Here is a 17,278-nt window from a genome sequence, read left to right on the forward strand (position 1 = left end):
AGGCTGTGCCCAACCTCTTTAAAAGAGTACTGATGAATTATTTAGTTGCTTTAGAGATAGAATCTTGGAAAGTTTTAAGTTGACTGTCATATTGTGAAGCAGGAGTCTTACCAAGGTATGTATTATTAATCAAAGGAGCAGCTAAATTCCAGAATGTGGCCATTTCAGGCATTTTAGGCATCAAAGTATCTTCAGGCACTTGTTTGATAACAGCTTGGGCAGCTGGGTCTGCGGTAATATCTGAATCAGTTTGCAAACTTTTAGCAACTGGGATTGCATTATTATCTTTATAAAGTTCTTTTTGTGAGTCAGCATTAGAAAGATATTGAGCGAGAGAAGATGCAGCGACTTGATTTTTAGAAGCAGAGTTAACAGCAAGTGTACCTACACCAGAGAAAGCTTGCATTTTCTTTTCGCCAGAGCCGAAATCAATTGTTGGAAGGGTGGTAACACCGTAATTGTCGCCAAGAATTTTCTTAACATTACTTGCATCCCAGGGTCCATCGAGGACAGCAGCTGTTTTACCTGATTTTAAATCAGCTAGCAATGCTTGACCTGATTGGACAACACCTGTGTTAGATTTTTGTTTTGCAAACCAATTCAAGACTTGAAGTCCAGCATCTCCGGCAACGTCAGTACCGTCTAAAGTTTCACCATCTTTACCAAACAAAACTGTACCATTTGAAAGGAAGGCTGGATACCAGTTATATGAGTTTGTAAAGTCTGTACCGATTGCTTTATCTTGTGTAAATTGAGTCCAACTAGTTGGTGCCTCAGAGAATTTAGCTTTGTTATAGAAGATGATATTTGATTGTTGGTCTTGAGGATAGGCATAATATTTACCTTTCCAAGAAACAGCTTCTCCAGCAACAGAAATGTCATTTTTGTCTACCCATTTTGTTGCATCAGGAGAAAGAGGGTTAATGTAACCTGCTTCAGCCATGGCACCAAGTTGGTCATTAGGAACTTTGAAGACATCCGCTGCTTTTGCTGGGTCTTTACCAACGTCAGTTTTGGCATTTGCAGAACCTGTTGGAGATTGATTGACTTTTACTTTAACATCAGGATATTTTTTTTCAAAGCCAGTTACTAGTGTTTTGTAGCTATCAACATTAGCTGGGTCAACCCACAAGGTAACATTACCTTTAACATTGTTTGAGCTAGAAGAAGATGATGATTTGTTAGAACTTGCTGATGAACCGCAAGCTGCGAGGGTTGCGAGGGCGAGTACAGATGCTCCACCAAGAGCAACTTTTTTCCATGATTTCATTTTGTGTTTCCTCCTAATGAAAACGGTTTATTTTATACACTCCTCATTTTACGCAACCGTTTGCTTTTTGTCAAGGAAAAAAATATTACATTTTGATTACTTAGAAATTGGTTTATACCGACTTTTCAGCGTATTCTTTAGAATGAAAAATAAATGTTTTAAAAAATAATATACGAAAATTGTCGCAAACGGTTGCGTCGATGAAAGCGTTATGATAAAATATGATTAATGTGAGATTTATCTTCTCCAGATGTGGTGGAAATGACACTATCGAAAAGCGACGGAAATGGTGCTTTTCGCTGTCCTTGAGATTAATTGAAAATAGTTTAAGACAGTACAGCCATCAAAAAAATTTGGAGGTTCTATTATGAACAAAGCTGCAATTTATCATCGTCCTGAGTCGGAATTTGCTTATCTTTATGCAAAGAATCTGATGCACGTTCGTCTGCAAACACAAAAATCTGATGTGGAAAAAGTCGAATTATTTTATGGCGATCCTTATTCGTGGGAAGGGCTTGATAACCCTAAAACACAGTATTGGGCTAGTCAAAAAGTAGAGATGAAAAAGTATCTTTCTACTAATATTAGCGATTATTTTGAGGCCGAAATTACTGTTGCAACGAAACGAGTAGATTACTTATTTGTCATTACAGGTTTGGATGGAGAAAAAGTAGTTTACACAGACCAAGGAATGTTTGATTATGATGAGAGCTTGGTGACTAAAAAATATGGGGCTTTCCGTTTGCCTTATTTCCATGAAAGTGATCGTTTTAAAGCACCTGAATGGGTCAAAGAAACGGTTTGGTATCAAATTTTCCCTGAACGTTTTGCCAATGGGGATAAGAGCAATGACCCTGAGGGAACAAAAGCTTGGAATCCACAAGATGTTCCCGACCGTCAAGATTTTTATGGGGGAGATTTGCAAGGGGTGATTGATCATTTGGAACATTTGACTGAACTCGGTGTGAATGGCATTTACTTTACTCCTATTTTCCAAGCTTTTTCTAATCATAAATATGATACAGAAGATTATATGGAAATTGATAAGCAATTTGGGGATAAGGAATTGTTTAAAACTTTGGTGAAAGAAGCACATGCGCGTGGTATTAAAGTCATGTTAGATGCGGTCTTTAATCACATCGGAGATACGTCTGCTCAATGGCAAGATGTATTGAAAAATCAAGAAAAATCAAAATTTGCGGATTGGTTCCATGTTAATAGTTGGCCAGCAACTTATACTCCGACTGATGATTTTGAAAATGCTGAAAATGCAACTTATGATACTTTTGCCTTTACTCCACACATGCCAAAACTCAATACGGCTAACCCAGAGGTTGAAGCTTATCTTTTGAAAGTAGCTGATTATTGGATTTCTGAGTTTGATATTGATGCTTGGCGTTTGGATGTGGCGGATGAAGTGGATCACACTTTCTGGAAAAAATTCCGCACAACTTGTGACGCGGCAAAAGATGATTTTTATATTTTAGGTGAGGTTTGGCATTCTGCGCAACCTTGGTTAGTTGGTGACGAATTCTCTGCCGTTATGAACTATGCTTATACTGATGCGATTAAAGATGGTTTGATTACGAAGAAGATTTCTTTGGAACAAATGGTTTCTAATATTAATACGCAACTGACATTATACCGTAAGCAAGTGAATCAAATGATGTTTAATGTTTTAGATTCTCATGATACACCCAGAATTTTGACTGTTGCAAAAAATAATAAAAATTTGATGAAATTGGTTGAAACGTTCACCTTCATGCAACCAGGTGTGCCTTGTATTTATTATGGAGATGAGTATGCGGTGACAGGTGGAATGGACCCTGAGTGTCGTAAGGTGATGCCTTGGGAAGAAAAAGATCAAGATTTAGAGATGTTTGATTTCTTTAAAAATCTGATTGCTCTACGCAAACAATATCAAGGAATTTTAAGTGATTCAGAAGTAGAATGGAAAATCGTAGATTCAGAAAATGGCATTGTGAAATTTGAACGTGGATCTCTGAAAGCTATTTTCAATATTGGCGAAAAACCGGCTTATTTTTCAGCTGATGAAGTGGTTTTCTCTAATTTGGTTGACCAAAATAATATTTTACAATATGGTTTTGTAATCTATAAATAGAAAATTGATTCTGTCAGTTCACTGCGACCGAAAGAGTCATTGAATCGGTAAATAAAGAAACTATCGGCTTTGCTGATAGTTTTGTCAGTAAAAATTGCTGACAGAATCTTTGGTTTAGTGAGTATTTTACTGACGGGATTAACTTATAAAGCTGTCAGTAAAATTTTAATTGAGTTCATTCTCCTATATCCTAGGAAAATAGGAGAATGAACTCACATCTTAATGGAGTAGTTAATATGAAAGAAAATTGGTGGCAAAAAACAGTCGTTTATCAGATTTATCCTCGTTCTTTTATGGATGCTAATGGTGATGGTGTTGGTGATTTGCAAGGAATTATCTCTAAATTAGATTATCTTGAAAAACTTGGGATTGGTGCAATTTGGTTGAGTCCAGTTTATCAATCGCCAATGGATGATAATGGTTATGATATTTCTGATTATCAAGCAATTGCTGATGTTTTTGGAACGATGGCGGATATGGATGAATTGCTCAAGGAAGCTAAAAAGCGAAACATTCAAATTGTTATGGATTTGGTAGTTAATCATACTTCCGATGAACATAAGTGGTTTGTGGAAGCTAGAAAATCAAAAGATAACGCTTATCGTGATTATTATATTTGGGCTGATGAACCCAATGGTTTGCAATCTACCTTTTCTGGTTCTGCTTGGGAATTTGATGAGGAATCGGGCCAATATTTCCTTCATCTTTTTAGCAAGCGTCAGCCAGATTTAAACTGGGAAAATCCTCAGGTTCATCAAGAAGTTTATGGCATGATGAATTTCTGGATTGATAAGGGAATCGGTGGTTTTCGCATGGATGTGATTGATTTGATTGGGAAAGAAATTGACCAAGAAATCACAGGAAATGGGCCTAAATTACATGAGTATTTGCATGAGATGAATCAGGCAACTTTTGGTCAGAAAAATTTGTTGACTGTGGGTGAAACTTGGGGAGCAACACCAGAGATTGCGGAACTTTATTCTGACCCTAAACGTCAAGAATTATCAATGGTTTTCCAATTTGAGCACATCACAAATGCTTATCTTGATGAGGGCGAAAAATGGGATAAAAAGGAATTTTCAGTTTCAAAACTTAAAGAAATTTTAGCCAAATGGCAAGCTTTAGAAAAAGGTTGGAATTCACTTTTTTGGAATAATCATGATTTACCACGGATTGTCTCAAATTGGGGAAATGATGGGAAATATCGTTTGAAATCATCCAAAGCTTTTGCGATTTTATTGCATTTGATGAAAGGAACGCCTTATATTTATCAAGGTGAAGAGCTTGGAATGACGAATTATCCTTTTGAATCAATTGAAGAAGTCAATGATATCGAGTCACGGAATATGTTTGCTGAACGCTTAGCTGCTGGTCATTCTGAAAATGAAATCATGGATTCAATTCGTCGTGTTGGTCGTGATAATGCAAGAACACCGATGCAATGGACGGCTGGAAAAAATGCAGGTTTTACTGATGGAAAACCTTGGCTCGCTGTCAATCCTAATCATGAAGAAATTAATGCTGATCAAGCCATGAGTGATCCTGATTCTGTTTTTTATACTTATCAAAAGTTGATTGAACTTCGTAAACAACATGATTGGGTCATTTATGGGGACTTCAAGTTGATTGATTCTGAGGCTGATGTTTTTGCATATTTGCGGACTTATAAAGGCAAGAAATATTTGGTCGTTGCCAATTTATCTGATGAAGAAAATCAATTTAAAACAGGATTTGTCTGTCGTGACTTAATGATTCACAATGAAAATTTCCTGCCTGAACTTTCTCAGATTAAATTAAAAGCTTGGGAAGCCTTTGCTTGCGAAGTGGAATAGTTAAAGCGCAAAAGGGTGAGGTGAAAATGAGCGAATTTAAAAGAATGGTTGCTGGCGAACTCTATAAAGCAAGTAAAGTTGAACCAGAATACAAACCTGATAATAATCGAGCATTAAATCAAGAAATTAACCAACTCAATCTACTTGATACAGAAAAAATTGTGGCACTTGAAAAAGAACTTTTTGGTCAAACTGGCGATGAGTTATTTGTAAATCCACCGCTTTACATCGACTATGGTAAAAATACAAGAATTGGTCAGCGCTTTTATGCCAATATGGACTGTATTTTTCTGGATGTTGCACCGATTACGATTGGCGATGATGTGATGTTTGGACCTCGCGTCAGTCTGATTACGGCTTCTCATCCAATAGATGCCGGAGTTCGACAGCGTGGACTAGAATATGGAAAAGCAATTACGATTGGTAACCGAGTTTGGCTTGGTGCAGGAGTAATTGTTAATCCGGGCGTTACGATTGGCGAAAATACAATTGTGGGTTCGGGAACGGTAGTGACAAAAAATTTGCCAGCAAATGTGATTGCAGTAGGTAATCCAGCACGAATTCTCCGCGAAATTACTGATTCTGACCGACTTTACTGGGAAGAAAAAGAGAACGAATATTATGAAAAATAAGCTTTTACTTCTGTCAGTAACTTTACTGGCGACGTGTGCTTTAAGTGCTTGTCAAAAAGCAAATTCAAAAGATTCATCAGTAAAAAAAGCGGCTGTCAGCCAAAAGGTTGATATAAGTTTGTATCGTAATTTTTATGAAATATTTACGAGTTCATTTGCCGATTCAAATCATGATGGCGAAGGTGATTTAAATGGGGTCACGCAACATTTAGATTATCTCAATACGGGAAATAAAAACTCGACAACTGATTTGAAAGTGCAAGGACTTTGGATGACACCGATTTTTGCTAGTCCTAGTTATCATGGCTATGATGTCACTAATTACGAAGAAATTAATCCTAAATTTGGGACAATGGCTGATTTTGAAAATCTGATTGCTCAAGCTAAAAAACGAGGAATTGCTGTGATTTTAGATATGCCATTTAACCACACGGCGACTGATAATGTTTGGTTTCAAAAAGCACTAGCTGGCGACAAAAAATATGTGGCTTATTATAATTGGTCAGATACAGCAAAAGAGGGTTATAGTTTAGCCAGCAACGGCAAATACTATGAGTCAGAGTTTGATAAATCAATGCCTGACCTCAATCTTGCCAATCCTGAGGTCAAAAAAGAAATTGCTAAAATCACGAAATTTTGGTTAGACAAAGGTGTTTCTGGTTTTCGTTTGGACGCTGTCGGTTTTTATTTCTCAAATGATGATAAAAAAACGACGGCCTTTACCAAATGGCTGACAGACACAGTCAAAAAGCAAAATTCAAAAGCCTATTTAGTGGGTGAAGTTTTTTCAACGGCTTCGGCAATTGATGATATTTATCCATCAGGTATTGATTCATTATTTGACTTTCCAAATGCTTTGCAATCGAGTTCAAGTCCAATTAATTCGGCTTTAGTTTTAGGTGAAGGTTCTTTATTTGGTCAACAAATTGAAGCATGGGACCAAGAAATTCATGCGGATAACCCGAAAGCCATTGACGCTCCTTTCTTGAGTAATCATGACACAGACCGATCAGCAACCCTTTTAAGTTCTTTATCCATGCAGAAAATGGCTGCTCAAACTTATCTTTTGATGCCGGGAAATCCATTTATTTACTACGGTGAGGAATTGGGGCTGACAGGTTCTGGCATTGACCAAAATAAACGTTTGCCAATGCCGTGGAATGCTGCTGGGACAGATTCTCCAAAAGCGGATATTTCTGTGCCAGGCGCGACAGAAATTGCCACAACTGACGGAGGTTCAGTAGCTCAACAAGAAGCCAATCCAAATTCGCTACTCAATTGGTACAAAAAAATCTTGCGGGTCAAAGCAAAATATCCTGAAATTGCGACTGACAGATTGAAAAATATTTCTGTCAGTGAAGAGAGCTTGTCTGTCATTAATTATGGAAAGGATTTGACTATTATCAATAATTTTTCCGATACAGAAAATGTGACAATGAAACTCCCAAAAAGCGTTGTTGGGACAAAAATCACTGACCAACTTTCTGTCAGTAGTTCTCAAGCAAAATTAACTGATGGAAAATTGACAATTCCAGCTTACAGCACCGTTATTTTGAAAAAATAAATAAGTTCAGTTTAGGGACTTTAAAAATGAAAATGTAAAACTATGAAAAAAATAAAAACAAATGATTTTCACAAAATGGTAGGTTATCAGATTTATCCAAAATCATTCAAAGATACCAATGGAGATGGCATTGGCGACATCAATGGCATCATTGAAAAAATTCCTTATCTACGTGAATTGGGGATTGATTTTATCTGGATAAATCCAATTTACAAGAGTCCACAAGTTGACGGGGGCTATGATATTTCTGATTATCAAGTCATTGATGAAATGTTTGGCTCACTTGAAGATTTTAAAAAATTACTAGATAAAGCGCATGAAAATGGCTTGAAAGTCATCATGGATTTGGTAGTCAATCATACATCGGACCAACATCCTTGGTTTTTAGAAAGTCAAAAATCCAAAGATAATCCTTACCGTGATTATTATTTGTGGGAAGACGCTAGCCCTAACCAAATGCCAAATGATTGGATTTCCTTTTTTGGTGGTTCAACTTGGGCTTATGATGAAAAAACAAAACAAGCTTATTTTCACGTTTTTGCCAAAGAACAGCCTGATTTAAATTGGAAAAATCCCAAAGTTCGGCAAGAAATTTATGACATGATTCGCTGGTGGTTAGATTTGGGAATAGATGGCTTCAGATTAGATGCGATTTCACACATTCAAAAAATGCCATGGAACTATAAAATTAAATCTTGGAAAGGCGACGGCCCGTGGGTGCCTTTCATGAATGTTGCTGGGATTGAAACATATATGTCAGATTTGAAAGCTATTTTTGATGAATATGGTGCTTTGACTGTTGGGGAAGCTTCAGGGGTTCGCTCCAAGCAAGCGCCCGATTGGACCGATGAATCTGGCTATATCAATATGATTTTTGAATTAGAGCATAATCTTAGAAAAGCAACTGACAACAGCCAAGGAGATATTTATGGCTATAAAAAAGTCATTATGCGTTGGCAAGAAGATTTGCTTGAACGAGGTTGGAATGCTTTGTATATTGAAAATCATGACCAACCAAGAAGTATTGATACTTTTGGCGATGGTTCAATAGAATCAGCAAAAGCGTTGGCTGTCAGTTATATGCTCTTAAGAGGAACGCCTTTCATATATCAAGGGCAGGAATTTGGGATGACTAATTTTCCATTTACTGACGCAAAGCAATTACGAGCTGACGAGATTAAAAAGAAATATGAAATGTTACTGACAGAACTGACAGCAAAGCTGTCAGTTCCTCAATCTGCCGATTCAACATCTTCCGTTGGTCGCGTTGAACTGACAGAACTGTCAGCAAATCAAGCACTAGCAGAAGTCACCCAAAATAGTCGTGAGCACTCAAGAACACCAATGCAGTGGGACAATTCTAAAAATGCAGGATTTACAAGTGGACAAGCTTGGATGGAAATTAATCCAAATTTTTCTGTTATTAATAGTCAAACTAATCAAGAACTCATTGAACTTTATAAAAAATTGATTGAATTACGGCATCAAGAACCAGCGATTTCAGAGGGTTCAATTAAATTTCATTTTAAAAGACATCCTCAAGTTTTAGTTTATGAACGAGCTGAATTTTTAATTATTGTCAATTTGGCTGACAAAAAAGCTCATTTAGATTTTACAAACATTGACAGTTTTACTGACAGCTCTGCTGAAAGTTCTGTCATTAATTATCAACAAGTCTTGGGCAGTTCTAATCAAAAATTTCAAGAAAAAATGGTTCTGTCAGCCTGGGAATATCAGGTTTATAAAAAATAGAAGGTGAGAACAAGATAACACTATGAAACAAATCAAAAGAATTATGGGCATTGACCCTTGGAAAATCACATCAAATCAGATTGAAAAAGAAGACCGTCGTTTGCAAGAATCGCTTACTTCTATTGGAAATGGCTACATGGGAATGCGCGGAAATTTTAGTGAAACTTATAGTGGCGACAGTCATCAAGGAACTTACATTGCAGGGGTTTGGTTTCCAGATAAAACACGTGTAGGTTGGTGGAAAAATGGTTATCCTGAATATTTTGGTAAAGCAATCAATGCCCTCAATTTTGCTTCTGTCAGAGTTTTTATTGATGACAAAGAAGTTGATTTAGCCGCAAGTCACGTGACTGATTTTAATCTGTCGCTTGATATGGAAAAAGGGATACTCACCTATACTTATGTAGCTTATGGAGTACGTGTGACTGCCGAAAGATTTTTCTCAATTGTTCAACAAGAACTTGCGGTTTTTGCTTTCATGTTTGAAAGCTTAGATGGTGAAATTCATCAAATCCGTACAGCCTCAATCATTGATGCAAATGTTCGTAATGAAGATTCCAACTACGATGAAAAATTTTGGACAGTAAAAAACCTTGATAATACAGCTACAGGTTCATTTATTGTCACCGAAACAATTCCTAATCCATTTGGAGTTGAACAATTTACGGTAGCAGCTAAACAAAGCTTTGCAGGCGATTTTACTCGAGTTAAGCAAGAAACAAGAGAAAGTTCTGTTTTAGATGTTTACGAAGCAAAATTAGTGGAAAATGCACCACTCACCTTTATTAAAAATGTTTTGGTTGTCACAAGTCGTGATATTGACCCCTCGAATTTAACAAAGGTGCTATCAAATTTGACCCTTGAAATTTCTAAGAAAACATATCATGAATTTTATAAAGAACAAGAAATCGCTTGGAAAAAACGTTGGGAAATTGCTGATGTACAAATTGACGGTTCAGCAGAAGCTCAACAAGGGATTCGCTTTAATCTTTTCCAACTTTTCTCTACCTATTACGGCGAAGATGAACGTTTAAATATTGGCCCTAAAGGATTTACTGGAGAAAAATATGGCGGAGCAACTTATTGGGATACAGAAGCCTATGCCGTTCCATTATACTTGGCACTTTCTGATGAAAAAGTTGCTAAAAATCTTTTAAAATATCGTCATAATCAATTGCCACAAGCACAACATAATGCCCGTCAACAAGGACTTAAAGGTGCTTTGTATCCAATGGTTACTTTTACAGGTGTTGAATGTCATAATGAGTGGGAAATTACATTTGAAGAAATTCACCGTAATGGAGCAATGGCTTATGCGATTTATAACTACAGCAACTACACGGGAGATGAAACTTATCTTGCTCATGAAGGCTTAGAAGTTTTGATTGAAATTGCTCGTTTTTGGGCAGACCGTGTGCATTATAGTAAACGAAATGATAAATACATGATTCATGGAGTCACAGGCCCAAATGAGTATGAAAATAATATCAATAACAACTGGTACACTAATAAATTGGCAGCTTGGGTTTTGACTTATACTGCTGAAAGTTTAGCAAAATATCCACGCCCAGATTTAATTGAAGGAGCTGAAATTGCTCACTGGGCAGAAATTGTGGAAAAAATGTATTATCCAGAAGATGAAGAATTGGGTATCTTTGTTCAACATGATGGCTATTTAGATAAAGATTTGACTCCAGTGGCTCAACTTGACCCTAAAAATCTTCCATTGAACCAAAATTGGTCTTGGGATCGAGTGTTACGTAGTCCATATATTAAGCAAGCAGATGTGCTTCAAGGAATTTATTTCTTCGGCAATCAGTTTTCATTAGCCGAAAAACAACGAAATTTTGATTTTTATGAACCATTAACTGTTCATGAAAGCTCACTTTCTCCATCCATTCATGCGATTTTAGCAGCAGAGCTTGGTATGGAAGACAAGGCTGTTGAAATGTATGAAAGAACAGCTCGTCTTGACTTAGATAATTATAATAACGACACAGAAGATGGACTTCACATCACATCAATGACTGGCTCATGGCTGGCGATTGTTCATGGTTTTGCCCAAATGAAAACCTGGGATGGTCAATTGAGTTTCGCCCCATTTTTACCACAAGCATGGACGGGTTATGCCTTTCACATTAACTATCGCGGATGTTTATTAAAAATTTCTGTTGGTCAAGAAGTGAAGCTTGAATTATTACGTGGCCAAGCCTTAGATCTTGAAATTTATGGTGAAAAAATTGAGTTAAGAGATTTTTATGTTACAAAAACAAAGTAATTTGATATCTTTAAATGACTTTTTTATCAAAAATCTAAAAAATAGTTGAAAATTAATCGAAAATTTGGCAAAATAAAATTTCAGAGTGTCAAATAAAAGAAAGAGAAAGGAGCGCTGAGTTGAGCTGGGTTTAGCTAGTCTCAAGTGAAAATATGGCAGTTACAATTAAAGATGTTGCAAAAAAAGCTGGTGTTAATGCCTCAACGGTCAGTCGGGTCATTAAAGATAGTTCAGAGATTTCGGATAAAACAAAAGTAAAAGTTCGCAAAGCCATGCATGAATTAGGTTATCGAAGGAATGCAGCGGCTCAGATTCTAGCTTCTGGAAAAACAAATACAATTGGTGTTGTTTTCCCACCAGTGGTTGACAAAGCGAGCCAACCTTTCTTTATGAAAATATTGACCTCAATCAATGAAACAGCTCGTGATTACGATGTTTCAATCGCTATTGCGACGGGGCATTCAGCCAAAGAGTTGAAAAAACAGATTGAACTTCAATATTCAGAAAAGCGTGTTGACGGATTTATCGTGCTTTACGCTGGAAAAAATGATGAAGTTCGCGATTATTTATTAGAAAATAAGGTTCCTTTTGTTTTAGTTGGAACTCCGGCTGAAGGAAAAAATGAAATTACCCATGTGGATAATGATAATATGCTGCTTGGACGCGAGGCTGTTCGTCATTTAGCACAATTAAAACATCAAAATATTTCATTTGTGACCGATACGAAAGAAACCGAAGTTTTTGAAGAACGTTATCAAGGTTTTAAAGATGAATCCGAGAAACTTGGGCTCAATCATGACCTCTTGTTTATGGATGCTAATTTCTCCTTGCGAAACGAAACAGCTCTTGTAGTGATGGATGATGTCTTGTCTTTAAAAGTTGTGGAACGTCTAAGAAGTCAAGGTTTAAATGTTCCAGAAGATGTGAGTTTAATTACTTACAACAACTCTATCTTTGGAGCAATGATTCATCCTTATTTAACAACTTTTGACATTCATATTGAGCAATTAGGGGCAAGTGCAATTAAGAAAATCTTGGATTTACGAGATAAGAAAGAAAATTTGCCAGAAAAATCAATTATCCCTTTTGAATTAATTATTAGAGAATCAACAAAAGCTAGAATTTAAGTTCTAGCTTTTTTAGTTTTGTTTAAGATAAGATTAAGCCTAGTACAAGACAAAAATATGATAATAGTGTAAAATAATAGAAAGGGATGGGCGCAGTTTTATTGACTTTCCAAGCAATTTAACTAAAAATAATTTATAAATTATGAGCCCTAAAAAATGTGAAAAGGGATGGATTCAATGATTAAAATTTTATTAGTGGAGGATGATTTATCACTCTCAAAATCTGTTTACGATTTCTTAAAATCATTTGCGCAAGTCAAACAGGTTTATGATGGAGTTGAAGGACTCTATGAGGCAGAATTGGGAATCTATGATTTAATTTTGCTTGATTTAATGCTTCCAGAAAAGAATGGTTTTGAAGTCTTAAAGGAATTACGTGAGCAAAATGTAGATACGCCAGTCTTAATCATGACTGCTAAGGAATCTTTGGATGATAAAATGCACGGATTCGACATTGGAGCAGATGATTATTTAACAAAACCTTTCTATTTAGATGAACTCAAAGCACGTATTCAAGCACTTTTGAAGCGGACAGGTAAATTAGAAGATTCAAACGGTTTAACTTATGGAAATATTCGTTTGAATTTATCAAATAAATCAACTTTAGTTGATGATCAACCTGTTGATTTAATCGGAAAAGAATTTGATTTAGTCGTTTATTTAATGCAAAATCAAAATGTTATTTTGCCAAAAGAGCAAATTTTTGACCGGATTTGGGGCTATGACAGTGATACAACAGTAACTGTTGTTGAAGTTTATATGAGTAAAATTCGAAAAAAATTGAAAGATACAGAATTTGTCAATAATCTTTCAACCTTGCGAAATGTTGGCTATATCTTGAGATAAAATTTTACTGACAGATTATTGTATAGTGGTGAAAGTCATCTATAAATTAACAAATAAGTTCTGTCAGTAAATCTATCTAGAAATGAGACCTCTTTGAAGAAAATAATTAAAAAAATTAAATCTTCAGCTATTGTAAAAAATGATGGGAAAAATTTCCTTCATTTTTTTCTAGCTTTTACAGTCATTTTTGTTGCTTTAGCCGTGATTATTATTCAAGTCATGCAATTAGGAATGTATCGAGCGACTGACCAAAATTTACACAATTTGGCTCAAAACCGAGTGTTTTTGGAAGAAGCAGCGAATAATCAATTAGGAACAAGTAATTCACAAGACAGTGGCTTTTATGGACCTAATAATAGTGTAATTTTTTATGATTCAGAAGGAAAAAACTTTATGCCGTCAACGGGCTCAAATGCAAATATAAGTACAAACTTTGGCATGAGTCTTTTGCAAAAAGCAATGAAATTTAATGAAAAACATATAAATACAATTCAGACAGTATCTGTAAAAAATCCTTATGGAGATAATTTGCACTATCGTTATTACACAACATCGCAATTTATCATTACAAATTCTGATGGTACTGTGACGCCAGTTTATATGCAAATTTTTTCAAACGTTGACCAAATTCAAGATGCCATGAGCCGTGCCATGTGGGTCATTGTGACAACAATGATTACTTTCTGGCTACTATCAATAATTATTAGTTTGTATCTTGCAAATTGGACCTTAAGACCTATTCTGGCTGCTTATGAAAAACAAAAAGAATTTGTTGAAAATGCTTCGCACGAATTGAGAACACCTCTGGCAATCTTGCAAAATCGTCTAGAATTACTTTTCCAAAAACCAACCGCAACAATTATTGATGAATCAGAAAATATTTCTGAAAGTTTATCAGAAGTTCGTAATATGCGTTTATTAACAAGTAACTTACTGAACTTAGCTCGTCGAGATTCTGGAATCAGAATTGAGCCAGAGGCGACTACGGCAACTTATTTTGAGAATATTTTTAATAGCTATGAAATGCTTGCTGAAAACGCAGGTAAAAAGTTTTCAGGCCATTTGAAATTAGATGGAACGATTAATTTGGACCAAGCCCTGATTAAACAATTGCTGACCATCTTATTTGATAATGCTCTTAAATACACGGGTGATGAGGGTGAAATCTCTGTAGATGTTCAAAAAAATGGGGGATTCTTAGTTTTTGCTGTCGCCGATAATGGTGAAGGAATTTCTGATGAAGATAAGAAAAAAATCTTTGACCGCTTTTTCCGAGTAGATAAAGCAAGAACGCGTCAAAAAGGTGGCTTAGGTTTGGGTCTTTCTCTGGCCAAACAAATTGTTGAAGCTTACAATGGGAAGATTACAGTTGAAGATAATAAACCTAAAGGTACAAAATTCATTATTAGAATTCGTGTGGATAGCACAATTTCAAATCCTGCAAAAATTTTCCAAAAGTTGTAAAATATGATAGGAAAAAATTACTGACAAATTATGATAAGATAATAGTAGCATTCAAATCATGACAATTTTGTCAGTCGATTTACTAGTTTTTAAAGACAATTTCTGTCAGTAAATAACTAAGTAAATCTAAAAAGGAGAAAATCAGAGATGTCAGTGTTAGAAAAAATAGACAGCCCAGCGGATTTAAAAAAAGTATCAAATCAAGAACTAGAAGAATTAGCTTCAGAAATTAGAACAGCAGTTCTTCATAAAGTATCAAACATCGGTGGACACGTTGGTCCAAACTTGGGTGTGACCGAATTAACAATTGCCCTTCATAAAGTTTTCAATTCACCAATTGATAAGTTTATTTGGGATGTTTCTCACCAAACTTATCCACATAAAATTTTAACTGGACGTAAAAATGGATTTACTGATGGACATTTCCATGACATCACACCTTACACCAGTCAAAGAGAATCAGAACACGACTTTTTCACAGTTGGCCATACCTCAACTTCAATTGCTAATGCCTTAGGTTATGCCAAAGCGCGTGATTTGACAAATGACAAAGGCAACATTGTTGCGGTCATTGGTGACGGTTCACTTTCTGGGGGACTTGCTATGGAAGCCCTCAATAATGCCGGAGATTTCAAAGGAAACCTCATTATTTTAGTTAATGATAATCAAATGTCAATTGCTGAAAATCATGGAGGAATTTACCGTAACCTTGCCGAACTTCGGGCGACAAATGGTCAAGCCGAAAATAACTTCTTTAAAACTTTTGGTTTAGATTATAATTATCTTGAAAATGGAAATGATATTGAATCTTTAATTCACCTATTTGAAGAAGTAAAAGATATCGATCATCCAATTGTCCTTCATATTCATACTGAAAAAGGGCGAGGTTATCAACCAGCTCTTGAAAATAAAGAAGCATTTCACTGGCACATGCCTTTCGATTTAGAAACTGGTCAATCAAAAGTGATTGATTCTGGTAAATCTTATAGTTCAGTTATGTTGGATTACATGGATAAAAAGGTTTCAGAAGGCCTACCTCTTGTTGCCATCAATGCAGCAATTCCAGGAATCTTTGGACTGAAACAATTTGCAGCTAAATATCCTGACCGTTATATTGATGCAGGAATTGCTGAGCAATTTACCATTACTTTTGGTGGTGCAATGGCTGCGGCTGGTGCTCGTCCAATTATTTTCCACAATTCTACTTTTGTTCAACGTGCTTATGATCAATTTTGGCATGACTTAGCAATTAATGAAGAACCAGCAATTGTTATTGTTAAAGGTGGAGTTATTTCAGGTTCAGATGAAACACACCAAGGCTCATCAGCCATGACTTGGATTTCAAACATTCCAAATATCAAATATCTTGCTCCAACTTCTGAAGAAGAATTTATTTCAATTCTTGATTGGGCACTTGAGCAACATGAAGAACCAGTTGTGATTCAAATGCCAGAACACGGCTTAGAATCACGTCCGACTGTTCTCACAGATTATTCAACCCCTTCATATCAAATGACAAAATCAGGCGAAAAAGTTGCCCTCTTGGCACTTGGTGGTCTTTATTCACACGGTGAAAAAGTAGCTAAAGTTTTGGCTGAAAATGGAATTAACGCAACCCTAATAAATCCACTTTTCATCAACGATTTGGACCAAGCTTTCCTTGAAAACTTAGTTGAAAATCATCAAGTTATTGCGACGATCGAAGATGGAATTCTTGACGGAGGATTTGGTCAAAAAGTTGCTTCCTTCCTTGGTAAGTATGATGTTAAAGTTTTGAACTTTGGTGCGAAACGTGAATTTAATGATTCTGTTCCAGTGACAGAACTTTACAATCGTTATCATTTGACACCAGAACTTATGGTTGCTGATATTCTTAGTCTTTTGAAATAAAAATTTACTGACAGATGGTCCAAAATATTTCTGTCAGTAAAAATAAAGAACTGATAATGTCTGTCAGTAAAACTAGCAAGAATGATGATAAGTTCTTACTTAATAAAGTGAAATAGATGAAAAAAGTATTAGTAAAAGCAGTACATGGCTACCAACGCTGGATTTCTCCAGCCTTGCCACCAGCCTGTCGCTATTATCCTACCTGCTCCAATTACATGATTCAGGCCATTGAAAAACATGGACCAGCCAAAGGTTTGGCAATGGGGACAGCACGTATTTTACGTTGTCACCCATTTTGCCAGCCAGGATATGATTTAGTTCCAGACCATTTTAGTTTGCGAAGAAATTGGGCAGAACCAGAAAAAGAAGAAGACTCAAATTAATTTGAGTCTTTTCTATTTATAAAATTATAGAAAACGCTTCAAAAAAATAGATGAAATCGCTATCAAATGTCATAAAAAAATGTTAAAATGAAAAAAAGAATAAAAAAAGGAGTGTCAT

12 protein-coding genes are annotated in these 17,278 nt (G+C 35.9%); 11 read left to right on the forward strand and 1 reads right to left on the reverse strand.

Features of this window, described 5'->3' with window-relative positions; translation table 11 throughout:
• Positions 1–37 precede the first annotated feature (37 nt).
• Complete coding sequence (locus tag AB6B24_RS01385; protein ID WP_003130374.1) at positions 38–1,270, reverse strand: extracellular solute-binding protein; 1,233 nt, start codon at positions 1,268–1,270, stop codon at positions 38–40.
• Positions 1,271–1,637: 367 nt separating this feature from the next.
• Here AB6B24_RS01385 and AB6B24_RS01390 point away from each other — a divergent pair, with 367 nt between their 5' ends.
• From AB6B24_RS01390 to yidD, 11 genes are all read left to right on the forward strand, one after another.
• A complete protein-coding gene (locus AB6B24_RS01390; RefSeq protein WP_085624259.1) occupies positions 1,638–3,392 on the forward strand; it encodes a glycoside hydrolase family 13 protein in 1,755 nt (584 codons plus the stop codon).
• A 236-nt stretch (positions 3,393–3,628) separates the two neighbouring features.
• Complete coding sequence (locus AB6B24_RS01395; protein WP_311803167.1) at positions 3,629–5,224, forward strand: alpha-glucosidase; 1,596 nt, start codon at positions 3,629–3,631, stop codon at positions 5,222–5,224.
• Between the two features lie 26 nt (positions 5,225–5,250).
• Positions 5,251–5,856 carry a sugar O-acetyltransferase gene (locus tag AB6B24_RS01400; RefSeq protein ID WP_032941364.1) on the forward strand — a complete coding sequence of 202 codons (606 nt, stop codon included), beginning with the start codon at positions 5,251–5,253 and terminating at the stop codon, positions 5,854–5,856.
• Positions 5,846–7,420: an alpha-amylase family glycosyl hydrolase gene (locus AB6B24_RS01405; RefSeq protein ID WP_311803107.1), complete on the forward strand. Its 1,575-nt coding sequence runs from the start codon at positions 5,846–5,848 to the stop codon at positions 7,418–7,420. Before AB6B24_RS01400 ends, AB6B24_RS01405 begins: the two co-directional genes overlap by 11 nt.
• A gap of 42 nt (positions 7,421–7,462) precedes the next feature.
• Positions 7,463–9,172, forward strand: coding sequence for an alpha-glucosidase (locus tag AB6B24_RS01410; RefSeq protein ID WP_311803106.1), 1,710 nt, complete (start codon positions 7,463–7,465; stop codon positions 9,170–9,172).
• A gap of 22 nt (positions 9,173–9,194) precedes the next feature.
• A complete protein-coding gene (locus AB6B24_RS01415) occupies positions 9,195–11,450 on the forward strand; it encodes a glycoside hydrolase family 65 protein (RefSeq protein WP_311805658.1) in 2,256 nt (751 codons plus the stop codon).
• 152 nt (positions 11,451–11,602) lie between these two features.
• Positions 11,603–12,577 carry a LacI family DNA-binding transcriptional regulator gene (locus tag AB6B24_RS01420; protein ID WP_153241184.1) on the forward strand — a complete coding sequence of 325 codons (975 nt, stop codon included), beginning with the start codon at positions 11,603–11,605 and terminating at the stop codon, positions 12,575–12,577.
• A gap of 177 nt (positions 12,578–12,754) precedes the next feature.
• A complete protein-coding gene (locus AB6B24_RS01425) occupies positions 12,755–13,423 on the forward strand; it encodes a response regulator transcription factor (protein WP_021722129.1) in 669 nt (222 codons plus the stop codon).
• 93 nt (positions 13,424–13,516) lie between these two features.
• Entirely contained in the window at positions 13,517–14,887 is a 1,371-nt protein-coding gene (locus AB6B24_RS01430) for a cell wall metabolism sensor histidine kinase WalK (RefSeq protein WP_047205864.1), read from the forward strand.
• Positions 14,888–15,034: 147 nt separating this feature from the next.
• The gene (locus AB6B24_RS01435; protein WP_369164043.1) at positions 15,035–16,777 is read left to right on the forward strand and encodes a 1-deoxy-D-xylulose-5-phosphate synthase; all 1,743 of its coding nucleotides are present in this window, start codon (positions 15,035–15,037) and stop codon (positions 16,775–16,777) included.
• A gap of 116 nt (positions 16,778–16,893) precedes the next feature.
• Positions 16,894–17,160 (forward strand): membrane protein insertion efficiency factor YidD, encoded by a 267-nt coding sequence (gene yidD / locus AB6B24_RS01440; protein ID WP_012898265.1) that lies wholly within the window; start codon positions 16,894–16,896, stop codon positions 17,158–17,160.
• Positions 17,161–17,278: the final 118 nt, after the last annotated feature.

It is taken from the genome of Lactococcus sp. AK05 (assembly GCF_041026685.1).
In the GTDB taxonomy this organism is placed as follows: domain Bacteria; phylum Bacillota; class Bacilli; order Lactobacillales; family Streptococcaceae; genus Lactococcus; species Lactococcus lactis.